At 64.6% G+C, this 18,029-nt stretch carries 17 protein-coding genes; 6 read left to right on the top strand and 11 right to left on the bottom strand.

Annotation, left to right across the window (positions count from 1 at the left end):
- The 7 genes from IEX85_RS22645 to coaBC form a co-directional block, all read right to left on the bottom strand.
- The coding region (locus tag IEX85_RS22645) for an NAD-glutamate dehydrogenase domain-containing protein (protein ID WP_188862915.1) at nucleotides 1–2,387 on the bottom strand (2,387 nt) is incomplete at its 3' end.
- A gap of 100 nt (nucleotides 2,388–2,487) precedes the next feature.
- On the bottom strand, nucleotides 2,488–3,702 hold the full coding sequence (locus IEX85_RS22640; protein ID WP_188862914.1) for an MFS transporter: 1,215 nt from the start codon (nucleotides 3,700–3,702) through the stop codon (nucleotides 2,488–2,490).
- Nucleotides 3,703–4,120: 418 nt separating this feature from the next.
- On the bottom strand, nucleotides 4,121–4,906 hold the full coding sequence (locus IEX85_RS22635) for a sulfite exporter TauE/SafE family protein (protein WP_188862913.1): 786 nt from the start codon (nucleotides 4,904–4,906) through the stop codon (nucleotides 4,121–4,123).
- A 52-nt stretch (nucleotides 4,907–4,958) separates the two neighbouring features.
- Entirely contained in the window at nucleotides 4,959–5,558 is a 600-nt protein-coding gene (gene slmA, locus IEX85_RS22630; protein ID WP_188862912.1) for a nucleoid occlusion factor SlmA, read from the bottom strand.
- Nucleotides 5,559–5,643: 85 nt separating this feature from the next.
- The gene (gene argB, locus IEX85_RS22625; RefSeq protein WP_188862911.1) at nucleotides 5,644–6,555 is read right to left on the bottom strand and encodes an acetylglutamate kinase; all 912 of its coding nucleotides are present in this window, start codon (nucleotides 6,553–6,555) and stop codon (nucleotides 5,644–5,646) included.
- Nucleotides 6,556–6,851: 296 nt separating this feature from the next.
- Nucleotides 6,852–7,307, bottom strand: coding sequence for a dUTP diphosphatase (dut, locus tag IEX85_RS22620; protein ID WP_188862910.1), 456 nt, complete (start codon nucleotides 7,305–7,307; stop codon nucleotides 6,852–6,854).
- Complete coding sequence (gene coaBC, locus IEX85_RS22615; protein ID WP_188862909.1) at nucleotides 7,304–8,509, bottom strand: bifunctional phosphopantothenoylcysteine decarboxylase/phosphopantothenate--cysteine ligase CoaBC; 1,206 nt, start codon at nucleotides 8,507–8,509, stop codon at nucleotides 7,304–7,306. Before coaBC ends, dut begins: the two co-directional genes overlap by 4 nt.
- 175 nt (nucleotides 8,510–8,684) lie before the next feature.
- Between coaBC and radC the strand changes: the two genes are divergently transcribed.
- From radC to rpmG, 3 genes are all read left to right on the top strand, one after another.
- The gene (radC, locus tag IEX85_RS22610; protein ID WP_188862908.1) at nucleotides 8,685–9,359 is read left to right on the top strand and encodes a RadC family protein; all 675 of its coding nucleotides are present in this window, start codon (nucleotides 8,685–8,687) and stop codon (nucleotides 9,357–9,359) included.
- 189 nt (nucleotides 9,360–9,548) lie between these two features.
- On the top strand, nucleotides 9,549–9,785 hold the full coding sequence (gene rpmB / locus IEX85_RS22605) for a 50S ribosomal protein L28 (protein WP_188862907.1): 237 nt from the start codon (nucleotides 9,549–9,551) through the stop codon (nucleotides 9,783–9,785).
- 11 nt (nucleotides 9,786–9,796) lie between these two features.
- Nucleotides 9,797–9,967, top strand: coding sequence for a 50S ribosomal protein L33 (rpmG, locus tag IEX85_RS22600; protein WP_188862906.1), 171 nt, complete (start codon nucleotides 9,797–9,799; stop codon nucleotides 9,965–9,967).
- Nucleotides 9,968–10,171: 204 nt separating this feature from the next.
- Here the strand turns inward: rpmG and IEX85_RS22595 are convergent, their stop codons facing one another.
- Nucleotides 10,172–10,531: a 4a-hydroxytetrahydrobiopterin dehydratase gene (locus IEX85_RS22595; RefSeq protein WP_188862905.1), complete on the bottom strand. Its 360-nt coding sequence runs from the start codon at nucleotides 10,529–10,531 to the stop codon at nucleotides 10,172–10,174.
- 370 nt (nucleotides 10,532–10,901) lie between these two features.
- On the opposite strand from IEX85_RS22595, the gene IEX85_RS22590 reads away from it, so the two are divergent.
- Nucleotides 10,902–12,698, top strand: coding sequence for an SLC13 family permease (locus IEX85_RS22590; protein WP_188862904.1), 1,797 nt, complete (start codon nucleotides 10,902–10,904; stop codon nucleotides 12,696–12,698).
- Here the strand turns inward: IEX85_RS22590 and IEX85_RS22585 are convergent.
- The 3 genes from IEX85_RS22585 to IEX85_RS22575 are packed head-to-tail and all read right to left on the bottom strand — an operon-like array spanning nucleotide 12,661 to nucleotide 15,939.
- A complete protein-coding gene (locus IEX85_RS22585) occupies nucleotides 12,661–13,662 on the bottom strand; it encodes an alpha-L-glutamate ligase-like protein (RefSeq protein WP_188862903.1) in 1,002 nt (333 codons plus the stop codon). The two genes, IEX85_RS22590 and IEX85_RS22585, sit on opposite strands and share 38 nt — an antisense overlap.
- 1 nt (nucleotide 13,663) lies before the next feature.
- Entirely contained in the window at nucleotides 13,664–15,166 is a 1,503-nt protein-coding gene (locus IEX85_RS22580) for an inactive transglutaminase family protein (RefSeq protein ID WP_229722073.1), read from the bottom strand.
- A complete protein-coding gene (locus IEX85_RS22575; RefSeq protein ID WP_188862901.1) occupies nucleotides 15,166–15,939 on the bottom strand; it encodes an ATP-dependent zinc protease family protein in 774 nt (257 codons plus the stop codon). The genes IEX85_RS22580 and IEX85_RS22575 overlap by 1 nt, the downstream gene beginning before the upstream one ends.
- A 240-nt stretch (nucleotides 15,940–16,179) precedes the next feature.
- Between IEX85_RS22575 and mutM the strand changes: the two genes are divergently transcribed.
- Together mutM and IEX85_RS22565 are read left to right on the top strand one after the other, a co-directional pair.
- The gene (gene mutM, locus IEX85_RS22570; protein WP_188862900.1) at nucleotides 16,180–16,992 is read left to right on the top strand and encodes a bifunctional DNA-formamidopyrimidine glycosylase/DNA-(apurinic or apyrimidinic site) lyase; all 813 of its coding nucleotides are present in this window, start codon (nucleotides 16,180–16,182) and stop codon (nucleotides 16,990–16,992) included.
- 58 nt (nucleotides 16,993–17,050) lie between these two features.
- A complete protein-coding gene (locus IEX85_RS22565; RefSeq protein ID WP_188862899.1) occupies nucleotides 17,051–17,956 on the top strand; it encodes an alpha/beta hydrolase in 906 nt (301 codons plus the stop codon).
- Nucleotides 17,957–18,029: the final 73 nt, after the last annotated feature.

Raw genomic sequence — 18,029 nt, 5'->3', positions numbered from 1 at the left:
TCGACCCAGGGGGCGTAGACGAAGATCTCGAACGCCGGCCGCGGTTCCGGAGCGAAGGGCAGGGCGCGGGTGTTGATCTTGAACGACAGGTAGCCCTTGTCGCCGCCGGGCTCTTTCTGGCTGTTGCCGGTCTGATAATAGTTGGTGCGCAGCATGGCGCGGATGACGCCGAGGTAGTGGCGCAGGATGCGGTCCTCGTCGAGGTTGTCGACCTGCTCCAGCGACGCCAGGATATCGTCACCCAGCAGCTGGCTCAGGGCCTTGTTTCCGGGCGGGGCATCGGGGTCGAAGCGGGCCGCGAACAGTGCCAGCAGCTGGCGGCAGATATCGGGGTTGCGGCTCATCGCCTGCTCGATGTAGTGCTGGCTGAAGGGCAGTCCGAGCTGCAGAAGATACTTGCAGAGGGCGCGCAGCAGGGCGATTTCGCGGTAGGAAATGCCGGCGCGCAGCACCAGCTGGTTAAAGCGGTCGTCCTCCAGTTCGCCGTAGTAGGTACGAATGAAGGTTTCCTGGAACTGGGTCCGCAGCCTGGTCTGGCTCGGATCGAGTTCGGATTCGCTGGCCAGGCCGAAATCGAGAATCCAGTAGGCATCGTTGCCGTCGACGGCGATCTGGTAGGGGGTGGCGTCGAGCACGCGCACCCCGAGATGTTCGAGTATCGGCAGCACATCGGACAGCGCCAGGGTGCGGCCGTGTCCGAGCACCTTGAAGCGCAGCGTACCGTCCTGATCGGGATGATACAGCTGGGTCGTGAGCGGCGCCCTGAGCGCGTCCAGAGCGCGCAGATCGGCGACGGCGTCCCCGGGACCGTGGTCCTCCCGGTAGGCGGCCGGCAACTGGCGACCGAAGCGGGCGAACAGGCGGTTGCCCTCCGCCTCGCCGAGGGCTTTGAGCAGCGCCTGGTGCAGTTTGTCGTGCCAGCTCTCCACCGTATCGGCGACCAGTCGCTGCAATTCCTCGCGGTCGAGATTCAGCCGGTGTGCACTGTGACAGTGGATGGTGAACTGGATCAGCGCCAGCGGCTGCTCGCTCAGATGGACGCCGAATTCGGAACTGTTGCCGTGCAACTGGCGCAACAGCAGTTCCTGCACCCGCATGCGCACGTCGGTGTTGTACTGGTCGCGGGGGATCAGCATCAGCACGTTGATGAAGCGGCCATAGGTGTCCGGTCGCAGAAAGATGCCCAGTTGCCGGCGCTCGACACATTCGAGCATGCCGAAAATGCTTTCGCGCAGCTGGTCGAAGCCGGCTTGCAGCAGCTCTTCGCGCGGGTAGGTCCAGATCAGATGACGCAGAGCCTTGTAGCCATGGGTGTTGCTCGGCAGGTGCGACAGCTCCAGAAGCTGGCGGACATGTCGCCGGATCAGCGGAATCTGGGTGATGGGGGTGTCGTAGGCCTTGCTTGCGTAGAGACCGAAGAAGCGCCATTCGCCCAGCACCGCGCCCTGTTCATCGGTTTTCTTCACCCCGACATAGTCGTAGTGGCTGTCCTGACGCACCGTCGAGCGTGTCGAGGATTTTGTCAGCACCAGCAGGCCCGGGCTTTCGAGCTGTCGGCTCAGGTCCTCGTCGAGTTCGATGGTCTGCTGTGCCTGCGCGACCGGTTCGCGGAAACTGCCCAGCCCGCTGCCGGGTTCGTAGTGCAGGCGGTACAGCCCCTGGCTGGTCTTTTCGGCGCTGTAGTAGCGAAAGCCGATGAACAGGAAGGCCTCGTCGGCGAGCCAGCGCAGCAACTCCACCGCTTCCCGGTTGTCCTCGAAGCTGCGGCAGGCTTCACTGTTCTCGCACCAGCTGGCGGCTTCGTCGACGCGCTCCAGCATCGCCTGCCAGTCCTCGACGACTGAGCGTACGTCGCGCAGTACCGACTGCAGGCGCTGCCCGATATGGTCGAGATCCTCCTCGTTGAGCTGATGATCGATCTCGAAGCGCACCAGGGTTTCGACTTCGGCGCCGGTTTCCCCTTCCTCGCAGAAACCCTGGAAGGCACCGTCGGCGTCGCGTCGGATATGGAATATCGGATAGATCTGCCGGTACACGCGAACGCCCTGGCGCATCAGCTCGGTCACGCAGCTGGCGACGATAAAGGGCATGTCGTCCATCAGAATATCGACGATGGTGTGGCGGCACTGCCAGCCATCCCGTATGGGGTCCGGATTGTAGACCCGCACCTTCGTCTGCTGCGGGTCACGCCTGGCCAGAAGCGTCCATGCCGAGCGCAGCGAGCCGTAGAGGCTGTTTACCGAGGTGGCGACGCCGCTGTCGGCGGGACGCAGGATCTGCCGGGCCAGCTGCAGTAGCTGGGGGGCTTCCGCGTCGCCGTGGCGGTCGACGACCAGCTGTCGCAGCGGTTCCATCCAGGGCGGCGCGTTCAGGTGTTGGGTATCCATAGCTCTCGAGTCGTCCATCCTTTTTTACCTGCTAAGTATTGAACAGGATGACGGACTTCGACAGTCGAACCGATCAACTCGAATGCGCGGCTGGCTCGCTTCAGGTCGCGGGGGCGGTGCGCTGCTGATCCGGTATCACGAATCCGGGGCGGCTGGCGTGCCAGCCGCAGGCGAACTGTGCCAGCTGCGCCAGGATCAGCAGCAGCAGCGCGCCGTGCCAGTGCGCCTGGAGGTCGTTGAGGCCGCCGACCATGACAGGTCCCGTTGCCGCGATCAGGTAGCCGAGCGACTGTGCCATCGCCGACAGACTGGTGGCTTCGACGATGTCCCGGGTACGCAGCGCGAACAGCGCCAGCGCCAGGCTCAGGGACGCCGAGCCGGTCAGGCCCATCAGCGATGCCCACAGCAGCGGGGCCGCCGATGGGGCCAGCAGGAGCCCGCTCAGCCCCGAGAGACCGAGCACCAGTATGAGCAGTGCCAGCGGACGCTGACTCTGCATGCGCGCCGCCAGGATGGGAACCAGCAGGTTCGCCGGGATGCCGGCAAGGTTGATCATCGAGGTGGCAAGGCCCGCATGCTGGTCCGTGAGGCCTGCGTCCATCAGCATTTTCGGCAGCCAGGTGGCGATCGAATAGAAAAACAGCGACTGCAGGCCCATGAAGAGAGTCAGGCTCCAGGCCGTGGAGTCGCGCCACAGGCTGACGCGGGCGGTGCCTGAGGACCTCTGGGTGCGGGTCCGGAGCATGTACAGCCAGCAGCAGGCGCAGAGCAGCGGCAGCAGGGCCCACAGCAGTAGCGGAGCCTGCCAGGCGCCGAAGTGATCGCGCAGCGGCACCGCGAGAAAGACACCGCAGCCGGCGCCGAAACTCAGGGTGACCGAGTAGAGGCCGGTCATCAGACCGGCCTGGCGCGGAAAGTAACCCTTCACCAGCCCGGGGATCAGGACATTGAGCAGCGCGATGGCACTGCCGAGCAGCAGGGTACCGGCCAGCATCAGGCCGTAAAGGCTGGTGGCACGGAGTCCGGCCCCGATGGCGATCAGCATCAGGGCGCCTATGACCAGTACCGGCGCCCGGTAGCGGCTGGCGAGGCGCGGTACGCAGATAGCGAACAGGCCAAAACAGGCCAGCGGCAGTGTCGTCAGCAGGCTGAACTGGCTGGCGGACAGTCCGACGGCCGCGCGAATATCGGCGACCAGCGGGCCGACCACGACCACGGCGCCCCGGAGGTTTGCCGCCGCCAGCAGCAACGCCACAGCGGCGCCGAAAAAAGCCCAGGTGCGGCCGTCGAATGGCCCCTTGATGCTGCCGGTCATGGAAGCTCCGTCATGAATTCAGGGCGGTCGTTACAATGTATACAGAAACGGCCGGTGAGGTATGCAAAAGGTGCTCATACTGCCATCTTCGGTGTGCGCTGCACAGTCAGGGTGCGCAACGGACTGTTGCAAAAAGCGAGTTAAGAGTTGCGAGTTAACAGAGGCGGATGGGTGAAGCCGCCAATGGTGTTATTTTGCCGTATGGCACGCAGGTTGAGGCGGCGTAACCCATCATAGGCGCCGTAGGCGCCTTGCCATCGGCTGGATCGTCGTTTCCGATGTCGCAGAATGGGAAGTTTTAGATCCGGCACGAGCCCGCTGCAGCCAATCGATCTGTAATACGATCGATATGGTGGGTCCGCGATGCCCGGGCGGCGTGGTGTCGGAAGATTTGTGCCGTTGCATCGCTTGACCCACCCTACGGGCTTATCAGGGCCAGTCCGTCGCCGGTCAGCTTGATGCCGACCAGAATGGTGAGGGTCTCGAAGGCGCGCTTGACCAGGCGGTTGCCGCGGGCGATCGACAGGTGGGCGCCGAGGTAGGCGCCGATAAGCGCGCCGGCCAGCAGCGCCGGCAGCCAGGGCCATTGCGGTGGCTGCTGCAGCGCGATCGTGACGGCGCCAACACCGTTCCAGAACAGCCCGACCAGTACCAGTACGTAGCTGACGGCGCGCTGATAATCGAGGCCGAACCAGCGTACCAGCCAGAGCGTCACGAACAGGCCGGTGCCGGAGGTCAGTGAACCGTTGAGGACGCCGATCAGGCAGAGCACGAGGCCGCCGACGGCGTAGCCGAACGGGTCCCGGTGGCGCGGGAGATAGTCGAGGCCGAGCTGCTTCTTCATCAGCGAGTAGAGGCCCAGGCCGCAGGTCAGCAGCCCAAGCGCCAGCAGCGTCCAGGCTTCCGGCAGACGCAGCACCGTCCAGGCGCCCAGCACCACGCCGGGCAGGCCGCAGGCCAGGATAAAGGCGCAGAAGCGCAGGTCCAGGTGGCCTTCGCGCAGATGGCGCAGGGTGGCGCCGATACCCAGCGCGACACTGGCGATCTTATGGGTTGCCAGCGCGGTAGCGAACGACAGCCCGAGAAACAGCAGCACCGGCAGCTGCAGCAATCCTGCGCCGCCTCCCGCCAGGGCCGAGAGGCCATTGGCCAGCAGCGAAATGACGAACAGACCGGCCTGTTCCAGAATCAGCTCGAGCGTCATGGCCGGGGCCGGCCTGCGCTGCACCCCGGGCCCGCAGTCGGGAGAAGCGACATCAGGCGGCGGCGCGGAACAGGCCGCTGGCCAGTCGCGGCCACTGATCGGACCAGAGCTCGGTGGGGCGGTGGCGGAACTCGCTGCGCACGAACTGGCGAATGCGGCCTTCGACGGTCGCCATCATCAGGTTGGCGCTGGCTCCGGCGGTGGTTTCGGTGCGCAGGCCTTCGCGCAGTTCGGCTTCGCGCAGCAGCTGGCGCAGATGGGTCTCCAGGCGTTCGAACAGCTGATTGACGCGGCTGCGCAGGCGATCGGTTTCGCCGGCCAGGGCATCGCCGGTCAGGATGCGCGCCATGCCGGGGTTGCGCTCGACGAAGGCCAGCACCAGCGTAAGGATCTGCTCGCACTGGCGGATCGCGCTCTGGTCCGAATCCTCGATCAGTTTGACGCGGGAGAAGAGGGTGTCTTCGATAAAGCCGATCAGGCCTTCGAACATTCTGGCCTTGCTCGGGAAGTGACGGTACAGCGCCGCCTCCGAGACGCCGACCTCGCGCGCCAGCGCTGCGGTGGTGATCCGCTGGCCCGGATTGCCTTCCAGCATCTGCGCCAGTGCCTGCAGGATCTGCTCGCGCCTGGAGACCTTGGGTTGCTCGCTCATGTCGGTGGTTACTCCGTTAACAGCCTGAGGTGATGAGGGGGCGTGACGCGTAACGCGTTACAGGTTACGCGTCACCCGTTAGTCGTCACTCTTCTCCCGGTGCCCGGTTGGTGATCAGGGTACCGACACCTTCGTCGGTGAACAGCTCGAGCATGCAGGAGTGCTCGACACGGCCGTCGATGATGTGGGCGCTGTTGACGCCGTTCTTGACCGCGGACAGGGCGCAGTCGATTTTCGGCAGCATGCCGCCGTAGATGGTGCCGTCCTCGATCAGTTCGTCCACCTGCTGGGTGGAGAGGCCGGTCAGCAGCTTGCCGTCCTTGTCCAGCAATCCCGCGATGTTGGTCAGCAGGATCAACTTCTCGGCCTGCAGCACCTCGGCGATCTTGCCCGCGACCAGGTCCGCGTTGATGTTGTAGGAGGCGCCGTCGTCACCGACGCCGATCGGCGCGATAACCGGGATGAAGTCGGAGTTGACCAGCATATCCAGCACCTTGACGTTGACCTTGTCGACTTCGCCGACGTGGCCGATGTCGATGATCTCCGGCGCTTCCATTTCCGGGGTCTTGTGCTTGACCTTGAGCTTGCGCGCGTGCAGCAGCAGGCCATCCTTGCCGGTCAGGCCGATGGCCTTGCCGCCGTTGCCGTTGATCAGTCCAACGATCTGCTTGTTGACCATGCCGCCGAGCACCATCTCGACCACGTCCATGGTCTTGGAGTCGGTGACGCGCATGCCGTTGATAAAGTGGGACTCGATGTTCAGCTTGTTGAGCAGGTCGCCGATCTGCGGCCCGCCGCCGTGGACCACGATCGGGTTCAGACCGATCAGCTTGAGCATCACCACGTCGCGGGCGAAGCTGTTCTGCAGCTTCTCGTCGGTCATGGCGTTGCCGCCATACTTGACGACGATGGTCTTGCCGACGAAACGCTGAATGTACGGCATTGCGGTGCTGAGCACCTCGGCGGTGTTCATGGCGTCTTTGCGGGATAGTGCCATAGCGCTATTCACTCCTTTTCCAGCCAGTCGAGCCGCTATTCCAGGTTGCTCGACTGTCACCTTGATTGTGGGGCGGAATATGTGTTTTCCGTAGGATGAGTGGAGCGACGCCCGGGCCTGGAACGGTCGGCCCTGACACCGCTAAGGGCGTCGCGTAACCCATCAGATGGTGGCAGTTCGATATCGCCATCGTCAGCCCGGCTGCATCCCGAGCCGATGATGGGTTTCGCCGCGGCCGGAGCCGCAGAACACTGATAACGCTGTGTCATTGCGGCTCCACCCATCCTACCTTTTGTTCAGTGGCGGCCGGAGGAACCGAAGCCGCCGTCGGCGCGATCAGAGGCGCCGAACTCGTCGACCACTTCGAAGTCCGCCTGCACCACCGGCACCAGCACCAGCTGCGCAATGCGCTCCCCGGGCTCGACACTGAAGGTGCTGTGTCCGCGGTTCCAGCAGGAGACGAACAGCTGTCCCTGATAGTCCGAATCGATCAGGCCGACCAGATTGCCGAGCACGATGCCGTGCTTGTGGCCGAGCCCCGATCGCGGCAGGATCATGGCGCACAGCGAAGGATCCTCGATATGGATCGCGAGCCCGGTCGGTATCAACTCGGTCTGTCCCGGTTCCAGCGTCAGCGGGTGATCGAGGCAGGCGCGCAGGTCCATGCCGGCCGAACCCTCGGTGGCGTAGGCGGGCAGCGGGAATTCACGGCCAATACGGCCATCGAGTATTTTGACTTGCAGTTTCTTCATCGGGTCTGAGTATAGCGTTCGGCGATGTGTCGGATCAGCTGGCTGGCCAGCTGGCGTTTGGATGTCTGGGGCAGTGAAAGTTCGCTGTCGCGGCTGACCAGGGTCACGGCGTTCTCGTTGCTGTTGAAGCCGATACCGGGCGCCGAAACGTCGTTGGCGACCACCAGGTCGAGGTTCTTGCGCTCGAGCTTGCCGCGGGCGTAGTCCACCAGGTCGCGGGTCTCGGCGGCGAAACCGACGGTGAAGGGCTTGTCGGGACGTCCCGCCACGGTGGCGACGATGTCCGGGTTTTTCACCAGGTGCAGCTCCATGATTTCCTCGGCACCTTTCTTGATCTTGTGCTCGGCGACGGCGGTGGGCCTGTAGTCGGCGACGGCGGCGGCGGCGATAAAGATATCGCAGCCGTCGATCCCTTCCAGCGAGGCTTCCAGCATGTCCTCGGCGGTTTCCACCAGCACCCGTTCCATGCGTGCCGGCGCCGGCAGGTTGACCGGGCCGCTGATCAGGCGCACCCGGGCGCCGGCGTCGACCGCCGCTTCCGCCAGGGCATAACCCATCTTGCCGGAGCTGTGGTTGGAGATATAACGCACCGGATCGAGCGGCTCGCGGGTCGGACCCGCGGTGATATAGACGGTCTTGCCCGCCAGCACGCCGGTATCGAACTGCTCGGCGGTCATCTGCGCCAGCTGCACAGGCTCCAGCATGCGGCCGGGACCGGTGTCGCCGCAGGCCTGTTCTCCGCTGCCCGGGCCGAACACCGAGACGCCGCCGTCCGTCAGCTTCGCCATGTTGTCCTGGGTCTGGCGGTTGCGCCACATCGCCTGGTTCATCGCCGGGGCCACGCAGATCGGCGCCTCGGTCGCCAGGCAAAGGGTGCTGAGCAGATCGTTGCCCTGGCCGTCGGCCAGCCGGGCGATAAAGTCGGCGCTGGCCGGTGCGATCAGCACCAGGTCGGCCCACTTGGCCAGCTCGATATGGCCCATGCCCGCTTCGGCCTCCGGGTCCAGCAGATGCAGGTGCACCGGGTGGCCGGACAGCGCCTGCAGTGTCAGCGGAGTGATGAACTCGGTCGCCGCAGGTGTCATGACGACGCGCACGTCGGCGCCGGCCCCCTTGAGCAGTCGTGTCAGCTCGGCACTCTTGTAGGCGGCGATGCCGCCGGTAATGCCGAGGATGATCTGTCGGTTAGTAAGTCGCTGCATACCCGGAATCGCTGATTGGTCGAGGCCTGTGGAAAAGTGCGCCTAAGATAGCATTTTCTGGCGAGTAGTGAGAGGGGGATCGTGGTTAGTAGAGAGTGGTGAGTGGTAAGTACGACCAACCCATTTGGCGCTAGACTTTCGATTGACTGAAGGGCCAACACAGGGAGGTGTTGCCATGGCTATTACGGACTGGCCGGCGTCGGAGCGGCCGCGGGAACGATTGCTGGAGCTGGGGGCCGGTGCGCTGTCGGATGCCGAGCTGCTGGCGATTTTTCTGCGTACCGGCGTCAGCGGCAAGAGTGCGGTGGATCTGGCGCGGGAGCTGCTGGAGCGTTTCGGCGGTCTGCGCCCGTTGCTGGAGAGCGGCCGTGACGACTTCTGCGCGGCTTTGGGGCTCGGCGATGCCAAGTACGCCCAGTTGCAGGCGGTGCTGGAGATGTCGCGGCGTCACCTCGAGGCCGGTCTTGCCCGCGGCTCGGCGCTGGAAAGCCCCGCTGCGGTACGGCGTTATCTGGCGGCCCGGCTGCGGCACCAGGGAAGGGAAGTCTTCGCCTGCCTGTTTCTCGACAATCGCCACCGGGTGATTCGATACGAAGAGCTTTTCTTCGGCACCATCGACGCCGCCTCGGTCTATCCGCGGGAGGTGGTCAAGCGCGCCCTGTCGCACAATGCCGCGGCCCTGATACTGGCGCACAACCACCCGTCCGGTGTCGCCGAGCCCTCGCTGGCGGATCAGCAGATCACCAGACGACTGAGCGATGCGCTGGCGCTGGTCGAAATCCGGGTGCTCGATCACATGGTGGTCGGCGACGGCGAGGTGGTGTCGTTCGCCGAACGGGGCCTGCTGTAGTGGTGAAAATTTCGACAAAAAGGCTGGTCTTGGGTGCGGGGTTTGAGTAATATATGCGCCCTTCTGTCCTCCTGGTACGGGATTTTGTCCGAATTTCTGGACGCTCCGCCTGAGGCGACCTCTTCTTCATCCGGTCGCTGATAAGTATCTGGACAGGGTATATCAACTTTCGAGAAAAGGTTTTTCGAGATGTCCAAAGTTTGCATGGTTACCGGCAAGCGTCCGGTCACCGGGAACAACGTTTCCCACTCTCAGCGCAAGACTCGCCGTCGTTTCCTGCCGAACCTGCACTGGCACCGTTTCTGGGTCGAGAGCGAGCAGAAGTTCGTGCGTCTGCGTGTTTCCTCCAAGGGCATGCGCATCATCGATAAGAAGGGCATCGACGTGGTTCTGACCGAACTGCGCGCCCGTGGCGAAAAGGTTTAAGGAGATAGATCATGGCTGCTAAAGGCGCTCGTGAAAAGATCCGCTTGGTTTCCTCTGCCGGTACTGGTCACTTCTACACCACCGACAAGAACAAGCGTAACACCCCGGAAAAGATGGAATTCAAGAAGTACGATCCGGTGGTTCGCAAGCACGTGATGTACAAGGAAGCCAAGATCAAGTAATTGATCCGGCACTGATTCCTGTACAAGAAAAACCGGCCCTTTGCGGCCGGTTTTTTTGTAGGTTGGGTAGAGCGGCGTAGCCGCGTAACCCAACAGCAACTCCGGTACCCGCTGATGCCGATCGATCTCTAGGGTGATCAAATCGATGGGTTCCGCGATGCTCATACTCTGTCGAAATCGTAGACTACGCAGGTATGCATCGCTTTACCCATCCTGCGTTTTCACCATCGCGTCCAGCTTTGCGGCGCAGATAAAGTCATTCTCGCTCAGGCCGTTGACGGCGTGGGTGCTGAAGCGGACGTTGCAGTAGCCCCAGCCCATGCGGATATCGGGGTGGTGGCCCTGCTGGTCCGCCAGGAAGCAGGCCAGATTGGTGGTGTAGACCGCCTTGGCGAACCCCTTGAACTTGAACTCCCGCTCGATGTAGCTGGCATCCTCTGCCAGTACCCAGCCGTCGTCCAGTTGCTGCATCATCTCGCCGGCCTGCGCCCGGGTCAGTGGTGGGGTACCGCCTTCGCAGGGTTTGCAGCTTCTGTTCGTCAGATCGCAGATCGTCTCGCTCATTGCCGTTCTCCTCGCCTCTGCTCGGGGCTGTGGATGTGTGTGTCGCCCGGCGTTGTCGATTCCGGGAGCGGTGGGTTAAGTCTGGGCCAGGAATGGCCCTGATGCAGCCTGTAATTGCTTTTCAGCCCACTTGCCGGGGCATCGCGACACTGCGGGCTGTCGTCGAAGGTGCTGCAGTTGAGCCGGAAACAGTGCCGAAAGCGCAGGTCCGGGGCGAACAGGCTGCCGGGCGCGATTCCGATGCCAGACTTCTGCGCGTCGCGCCAAAAGGCGGTCGCCGCCGAAGTTCGCCGTCACGCGAAAGTGGCGCTCGCGCGCTGAGTCGCGGCTATGCTGAACAGTCAGGAATTCAGCAGAGCCGGGACCGGGAATGACCCAGCAACAGATCCTTGTATTCGCCGTACTGGCGTGCGCCATGGCGCTCTTTCTCTGGGGGCGCTGGCGCCATGATGTGGTGGCGCTGGCGGCGCTGATCGCCTGTGTGCTGGCAGGCCTGGTGTCGCCGGCTGACGCCTTCTCCGGCTTTGGCCACCCCGCCGTCATCACCGTGGCCTGCGTGCTGGTGTTGAGCCGGGGCCTGCAGACCACGGGCGCGGTCGATGCACTGGCGCAGCGGCTGCTGCCGGACGATACCGGCACCACGCTCGGCATCGCCTCACTGACCGGGCTCGGTGCCCTGCTGTCCGCCTTCATGAACAACGTCGGCGCCATGGCGTTGCTGATGCCGGTGGCGGTGCAACTGGCCGGCCGTCACGAGTTGCCGCCGGGCAAGGTGCTGATGCCGCTGGCGTTCGGCACCATACTGGGGGGCATGACGACGCTGATCGGCACGCCGCCCAACATGATCGTTTCTGGCTTTCGGAGCGGGGCGGGACCGGGCGCCTTCGGCATGTTCGACTTCACGCCGGTGGGGCTTGCCGTGGCGCTGCTCGGCGTGCTGTTCGCCGCGCTCCTGGGTTGGCGGTTGGTGCCGACGCGGCCCGGCAGCGGTGCCTCGAGCTTCGATACCGGCACCTATCTCACCGAGGTGCGGGTCGTTGAAGACGGCAAGGCCGTCGGCAAACAGCTGCGCGAGCTGGAGCAGGACCTCGAGCGCACCGACGCCCAGATCGTCGGCATGGTGCGCAACGACTTCCGGGTCTTTGCTCCCAACCCCGGGCGGCGGCTGCGGGCCGGGGACGTGCTGGTGCTGGAGGCGGAACCCGAGGCGCTGGCGCAGGCGCTGACCGGGCTCGGGCTGTCGCTCGACGAGCCCGGGGACAAGGAGGGCGAGGCCCGGCAGGAGGATGAGGACAGCGACCTCGAGGCCGGCGAAACCCAGCTGCAGGAGCTGGTGGTGATGCCCTATTCGGGCCTGGTGGGGCGTACCGCCGCCGATATCCAGATGCGGGCCCGTTACGGGATCAACCTGCTGGCGGTGTCGCGGCAGGGACACCAGTCGATCCGGCGCCTGCGCTTCACCGCGATCCGTACCGGCGATCTGCTGCTGATGCAGGGCGCGCCGGAGGCGCTGGCGGGCTTCTCGTCGGAGCTGGGCTGCGTTCCGCTGGCGGCCCGCTCAATTCATATCCCCGACCGCAACAAGGCGCTTTACGCCAGCCTGTCGATGGGGTTGGCGATCCTGGTGGCGGCACTGGGCTGGTTGCCGGCGAGCGTCGCCTTCGCCGCCGCGGTGCTGGCATTCGTGCTGTTCAAGGTACTGTCCCCGGGGCGTGTCTACGAGTCGCTGGACGGTTCGGTTATCGTGCTGCTTGGCGCGCTGTTTCCGGTAGCGGCGGCGATGGAGCAGACCGGCGCCGCCGATCTGCTGGCGCAGGGGCTGTTGCAGAACCTGGCGCAGGGTCAGCCGGTGCTGGCGCTGGCGCTGATACTGATCGTGACCATGACGCTGTCGGATTTCATGAACAATGCGGCCACCGCGGCGGTGATGTGCCCGATCGCGCTCAGCTCGGCCGGCCAGTTGGGGGTCAACCCCGACTCCTTCCTGATGGCGGTGGCCATCGGCGCCTCCTGCGCCTTCCTGACCCCGATCGGGCATCAGAACAACACCCTGATTCTGGGGCCCGGCGGTTTCCGCTTCGGTGACTACTGGCGCCTGGGGTTGCCGATGGAGCTGATCGTGGTCGGTGTCAGCCTGCCGATGCTGCTGTTGGTGTGGCCGCTGTGACCGGGATCGAGAAGTGCTCGCGTGCGTACGCCACCCGCTGCTCGACGCTCATGCGGCTGCTGTTCAGCGCCTCTATCTGGCGCAGTCTCGGCAGCAGACCGGTGCCGTTGGCGGTCTGGATCGCCAGCCCCGGGCGGGCGTTGAGTTCCAGCAGCATGGGGCCGCGCAACTTGTCCATCACCATGTCGGTTCCCAGGTAGCCGAGCCCCGACATTTCATAGCAGGACGCCGACAGTCTCAGCAGCGTCTCCCAGTCGGGCACCTGCAGCTCCGATAGCCGTCGTCCGGTATCCGGGTGGTGCTCTACCGGCTGATCGAACTGCACTGCGCGAATCGCCCGGCCAGTGCCGATGTCGATGCCGACGCCAACCGCACCCTGGTGCAGGTTGGCCTTGCCGTCGGAGGCGTCCGTCGACAGCCGCATCATCGCCATCACCGGGAAGCCCTTGAAGACGATGACCCGGGTGTCCGGGACGCCTTCGAAGGAATAGCCCTCGAAGCTGTCGTCGAAATTGATCAGCGCTTCGATCAGCGCCACGTCCTGTTTGCCGCCCAGGGAATAGAGGCCGGCGAGAATGTTGGACACATGGCGTTCGAGATCGTCGATGGTTTCCTGCACGCCGCTGGGCTTGGTGTAGTACTCGCGATCGTGGCGCACGATCACGGTGATGCCCTTGCCGCCCGAGCCCTGGGCGGGCTTGATGCAGAATCCCGGCCATTCACTGACCATTTCCGCCAGGTGCCGCACCTGGTGCTGCTGGCGGATGGTGCCGATCAGGTCCGGTACCGTGACGCCCGAGGCCAGCGCGATGCGCTTGGTCTGCAGCTTGTCGTCGACCAGCGGATACAGCCGGCGCGGATTGTAGCGGCTGATATAGTCGATGTTGCGGCGGTTCATGCCCATGATGCCCTTGGACGACAGCACCCGGGGGCGGGTGAATTTTGGCAACGACCAGAGCGCCATCTCAGTCTTCCCGCGCCAGTGGCTGGAAGCGTCTCAGCTCCAGCAGGCGATAGCCGGTATAGTTGCCCAGCAGCAGCACCGCCGCCATGACCGTCAGCTGCAGTCCGAGGAAGTTGAAGGTCAGGTGGCGTATCAGGTCGTTGTTCATCGCCAGGTAGGCGAGCACGGCCACCAGCAGCGAGCCGCCGCCCTGACTCAGTACCTCCTTGGCGCCTTCCTCTTCCCACAACAGGCTCATGCGCTCGATGGTCCAGGACAGAATGATCATCGGGAAGAAGGTAATCTTGAGGCCCTCTGTCAGGCCCAGCTTGAAGGCCAGCACGCTGAACAGCGAGATGATGCCGATCACCATGATGATGACCGCCGAAATGCGCGCGACCAGCAGCAGATTCAGGTGCGACAGCCAGGAGCGGATGACCAGGCCCATGCTGACGATCAGCAGAAAGCCGATGAGGCCGGTGACCAGACTGGTCTGGATGAAGGCCATGGCGATCAGCACCGGCATGAAGGTGCCCGAGGTCTTGAGGCCCACCAGCACCCGCATCAGCACCACCACCAGCACGCCGATGGGGATCAGCAGAATGCCCTTGAACAGTGCCTGCTCTTCCAGCGGCAGGCTGTGGATGGAAAAGTTGAGCAGGTTGGAGTCCTCGAATTTCTGCTCCAGCGCCACCGCGACCGGCTGTTGCTGGCGGATCATCGAGAAGGTGACGCGGGAATTGACGCCGCCCACCAGGTCGAGCACCGGGCTCGAATGGCGCTCCCAAAGCAGCATGTTCTCGATTTGCCCGGGCTCGCCGGTCGCCGGATCGACGACCTCGACGCGGCCGTCGTCGAAGACCTGCAGCAGGTCGACCAGCGGCTGACGCCGGCGGCCGTCTTCCAGCGTCAGGCCCTTGACGACGCGGGCGGCGATGCCGGCGCGGTTGAGCATCTCGACCAGCAGCCGGGGCTTTGGCCGGTACTGGGCCAGCAGGGCAGCGTTCTGCTGCTGGCTGCCGAGCTCGCGAATCAGCTCGCGGGTCAGGCTGAAGCCGTCGGAGCTGCGCTCCAGCGCCCGGCTCAGAACCTGGTGGATAGCGGTGGCGTAGGGCTCCTGGTCGGTATGAGGCGCGATCTCGGGCACCGCCACCGGAGTCGGCGACTCGGCATGGGGATCGGCCATCATGTTGACGCGGTAGTACAGTTCCTGGGGACCGGACGCCTGGCGAATGGTCCACTCGGCCCGGGTGCCGCCGTTGCGTTCGAGAAACGACAGGCCGTAGCCCGGCGATGCGGCGGCTTCGTTGAGCAGGGTGAAGCCGGGCTGAGTGCCGGGAATCGCCAGCGAGGCCTTCACCGGTTTGCCGGTGGCCTCGAACTCGACCTTGGCTTCGATGGACCAGACCTGGCGCTGTTCGCCGGGCAGCCAGGGCACCTCGAAAACGAAGTGCCGGTACAGGCTCAGCGCCAGCCCGGCCAGGAACAGCAGCGCGACGACGGTGTAGAACGGCTTGCGTGAAATCATGGTGCCGCCTCGCTCTCGGTCGTGCGTGGCCTCGTCGGTTCGCCCTGGAGGTTGTCGCGGGCGATGTCGACGACGGCGATGTCCTGCAGGAACTCGCGCCCGAGCAGTACCGGATACTCCATTTCCGAGCGGTCGGTCAGGGTGAATTCGGCCGTTTCCGTCAGTCGGCCCAGGCGAACGGTCAGCGCCACCACCGGGCGCCGGTCCGCATCTTCGGCAGAGGCCTGGATAATGCGGGCAAAGCGTACCAGCGGGGACTCGATCAGGGGCGATTCGTCGACCCCGTCATGGGTCAGGGCGAAGCGCACCCAGCGGTCGCCGTCGCGTTCGAAGGTGGTGATGTCGGTGGCGCTCAGCGACGACGTCGTGGCGCCGGTGTCGACGCGCGCGGCGTACACGGCGTCGACCGCCTCGAACCAGATCTGCTCGCTGGCGCCGACGATCAGCTTGCCATCCCGGGTCTCGTTGTCCGGGTAGTCGCGCCGCTCGACTTCGATAACCCGCGGCGGCGGCGGTTCATTGCGGACCTGTACCAGCGACTTGAGTTCGGCCAGTGCCGCCTGCAGCTGCTGAATGTCCTGCTGCCGCTGTGCCGCGTCGCGCCCGGCCTGTTCCGCCTGTGCCTCGATGGCGCTGGAGAGCCGGTTCTCGGTCTCGGCGAGGGCCTGCTCAAGCTGTGTCGCCGTCACCGGCGGCGGAGCCGGGGGCGTCTGGGCACAGGCGCCGAGCAGCAGCGCCGCAAGCAGAACCGATAGGCGTGAAACGGACATGGCAAACCCTCAGCTGGTACTGACTCGTCGATATGGGTGAACCGGCCGCAACGCGGCGGGTGTCGGATTGTACCGGGTCCTGCGACACGATGCAGGCCCGGGCGTTGCGGGCCTGAACCCCAGGCCGGGCGCTAATGGCGCGAATCCGGGTTGCAGAATTATAGTGCCTGCGCGGTGAACAGCTCCTTAAAGCCCGAACTGGTATTATGGGGGCTGTCAGCGTGTTGCGGATCAGTCGTCATGCCCGAATTGCCAGAAGTCGAAACCACCCGGCGCGGTGTCGCACCTTACCTCGAGGGGCACAGGGTCGAATCGGTCGTCGTACGTCAGCCCCGCCTGCGCTGGCCGGTACCACCGGACCTGGCCGAGTTGCTGGCCGGTCAGCGGCCGCGGGAGGTGGCGCGTCGCGGCAAGTACCTGCTGATCGGGTTCGGGCACGGCACTGTGCTGGTGCACCTGGGCATGTCCGGCAGTCTGCGGCTGGTGCCCCGGGACCAGCCGCCGGGGCGGCACGATCACCTGGACCTGGTGCTGGATTCGGGACTGGCGCTGCGCCTGACCGATCCTCGCCGCTTTGGCGCGGTGCTCTGGCAGTCGCCCGGCGAAGTGCATCAGTTGCTGGCGTCGCTCGGCCCCGAACCGCTGTCCGAAAACTTCGACGCCGGTTGCCTGCAGCGCGCCTGCAAGGGGCGCCGGAGTCCGATCAAGCAGCTGATCATGGACAGCAAGGTGGTGGTGGGGGTGGGCAACATTTACGCCAACGAAGCGCTGTTCGCTGCGGGTATTCACCCCAAGCGGGCCGCCGGCCGGATATCGCCGCAGCGGCTCGAGCGCCTGGTGGTCGAGATCAAGACGGTGCTGGCGCGCGCCATCGAGCAGGGCGGCACCACCTTGCGGGATTTTGTCGGTGGCGACGGCAAGCCGGGGTACTTCAGCCAGCAGCTTATGGTCTATGGTCGCGCCGGCGAGCCCTGCGTGCGCTGTGGTGCACCATTAAGGGAAATTCGACTGGGGCAGCGCAGTACCGTATTCTGCGCTGACTGCCAACGGTAACCGAAAGCGAGGTGCTTCAGGCCAGGCTCCGTGGGCAAACCTCTGGGGGAGGGAAAGGATGGCGAAGGACGAAGCCAGAGCGGACGACGAATTCCGCCAGCAGTTGTGGGACAGTCTGGGTCTAGGTCGCTTTCTGGCACGCCGGGAAGTGCTGGAGATCGAAGGCGATATTCCCATTCACTGCGAGCTTTACCGCAATGACAAGGCGGCGCCGGTGGTGCTGTTTCTGCCGGGGCTTGGCACCTACATCGAACTCTATGCGGAACTGCTGGGCCGGCTCAGCGATCGCGGTTTCAACGTTGTCGGGGTGGATCCGCGCGGCCACGGCTATTCCGGCGGTGACCGTGGGTACTACCGCGTCGAAGACCTGGTCGGCGATCTGCAAAGGGTAATCGACCGACTGCAATCGGAGTTTGATGGCCCGTTCACGGTATTCGGTTATTCCGGCGGTGCCATCACCGGCCTGAAGCTTGCGGAGAGTGACGAGCGGATCCGGGCGGTGCTCTGCGGCACGCTGTTGCTGAGCGAACTCGAGCCCGACATGCTGCATGGCATCGGCTGGAACTGGACCCGGACCACGGCCTGGTTCTTTCCCAAACTGCGGTTGCCGCTCAAGCAGTACGTCGATCTGGAAAAACTGCTCGACGGCCACCCCGCCGGTCCGCTGATCGACAAGGACCCCCGACTGGTGTTCGAGTATCCGCTGGCGACTCTCGCCAGTCTGTTCAGTCAACGCAGCCATATTCTGCACCGTCGCTACGACTTCCATCTGGCGATCCTGCAGGGCGAGCGCGACGAAGTGCTCGAAACCGCCTATGCCCGTCGTATCGTGGAACGCGCGCGCCAGCCCATCGAGCTGATACTGCTGGAAGGCGAAGGGCATATGGTGCCATGGGACAATCCCAGGGCGATGGCGGAGCGCGCCGGAGACTGGCTGCATCAGAGCCTGAGCGGCGAGGCGTAAGGGGCGGTTGCTGATGGAGGCGTAGGAGCTCGCTCCGCGAGCGAACCGAAGATGGGCAGTGTGCTGCAAGGCT

It is taken from the genome of Marinobacterium nitratireducens, assembly GCF_014645375.1.
GTDB classification, from domain to species: domain Bacteria; phylum Pseudomonadota; class Gammaproteobacteria; order Pseudomonadales; family Balneatricaceae; genus Marinobacterium_A; species Marinobacterium_A nitratireducens.
Note: the sequence above shows the minus strand (reverse complement) of the source record. Positions and strands in the feature narration are given on the sequence as shown.

Excerpts from the sequence above, each read along its gene's own strand:
- IEX85_RS22565 (WP_188862899.1), top strand. The coding sequence starts at position 17,051 with ATGGCGAAGGACGAAGCCAGAGCGGACGACGAATTCCGCCAGCAGTTG.
- argB (WP_188862911.1), bottom strand. The coding sequence starts at position 6,555 with ATGGCACTATCCCGCAAAGACGCCATGAACACCGCCGAGGTGCTCAGC.
- IEX85_RS22635 (WP_188862913.1), bottom strand. The coding sequence starts at position 4,906 with ATGACGCTCGAGCTGATTCTGGAACAGGCCGGTCTGTTCGTCATTTCG.
- IEX85_RS22595 (WP_188862905.1), bottom strand. The coding sequence starts at position 10,531 with ATGAGCGAGACGATCTGCGATCTGACGAACAGAAGCTGCAAACCCTGC.
- IEX85_RS22575 (WP_188862901.1), bottom strand. The coding sequence starts at position 15,939 with ATGTCCGTTTCACGCCTATCGGTTCTGCTTGCGGCGCTGCTGCTCGGC.
- IEX85_RS22640 (WP_188862914.1), bottom strand. The coding sequence starts at position 3,702 with ATGACCGGCAGCATCAAGGGGCCATTCGACGGCCGCACCTGGGCTTTT.
- IEX85_RS22585 (WP_188862903.1), bottom strand. The coding sequence starts at position 13,662 with ATGGCGCTCTGGTCGTTGCCAAAATTCACCCGCCCCCGGGTGCTGTCG.
- radC (WP_188862908.1), top strand. The coding sequence starts at position 8,685 with ATGGCTATTACGGACTGGCCGGCGTCGGAGCGGCCGCGGGAACGATTG.
- rpmG (WP_188862906.1), top strand. The coding sequence starts at position 9,797 with ATGGCTGCTAAAGGCGCTCGTGAAAAGATCCGCTTGGTTTCCTCTGCC.
- rpmB (WP_188862907.1), top strand. The coding sequence starts at position 9,549 with ATGTCCAAAGTTTGCATGGTTACCGGCAAGCGTCCGGTCACCGGGAAC.
- IEX85_RS22590 (WP_188862904.1), top strand. The coding sequence starts at position 10,902 with ATGACCCAGCAACAGATCCTTGTATTCGCCGTACTGGCGTGCGCCATG.
- dut (WP_188862910.1), bottom strand. The coding sequence starts at position 7,307 with ATGAAGAAACTGCAAGTCAAAATACTCGATGGCCGTATTGGCCGTGAA.
- mutM (WP_188862900.1), top strand. The coding sequence starts at position 16,180 with ATGCCCGAATTGCCAGAAGTCGAAACCACCCGGCGCGGTGTCGCACCT.
- coaBC (WP_188862909.1), bottom strand. The coding sequence starts at position 8,509 with ATGCAGCGACTTACTAACCGACAGATCATCCTCGGCATTACCGGCGGC.
- slmA (WP_188862912.1), bottom strand. The coding sequence starts at position 5,558 with ATGAGCGAGCAACCCAAGGTCTCCAGGCGCGAGCAGATCCTGCAGGCA.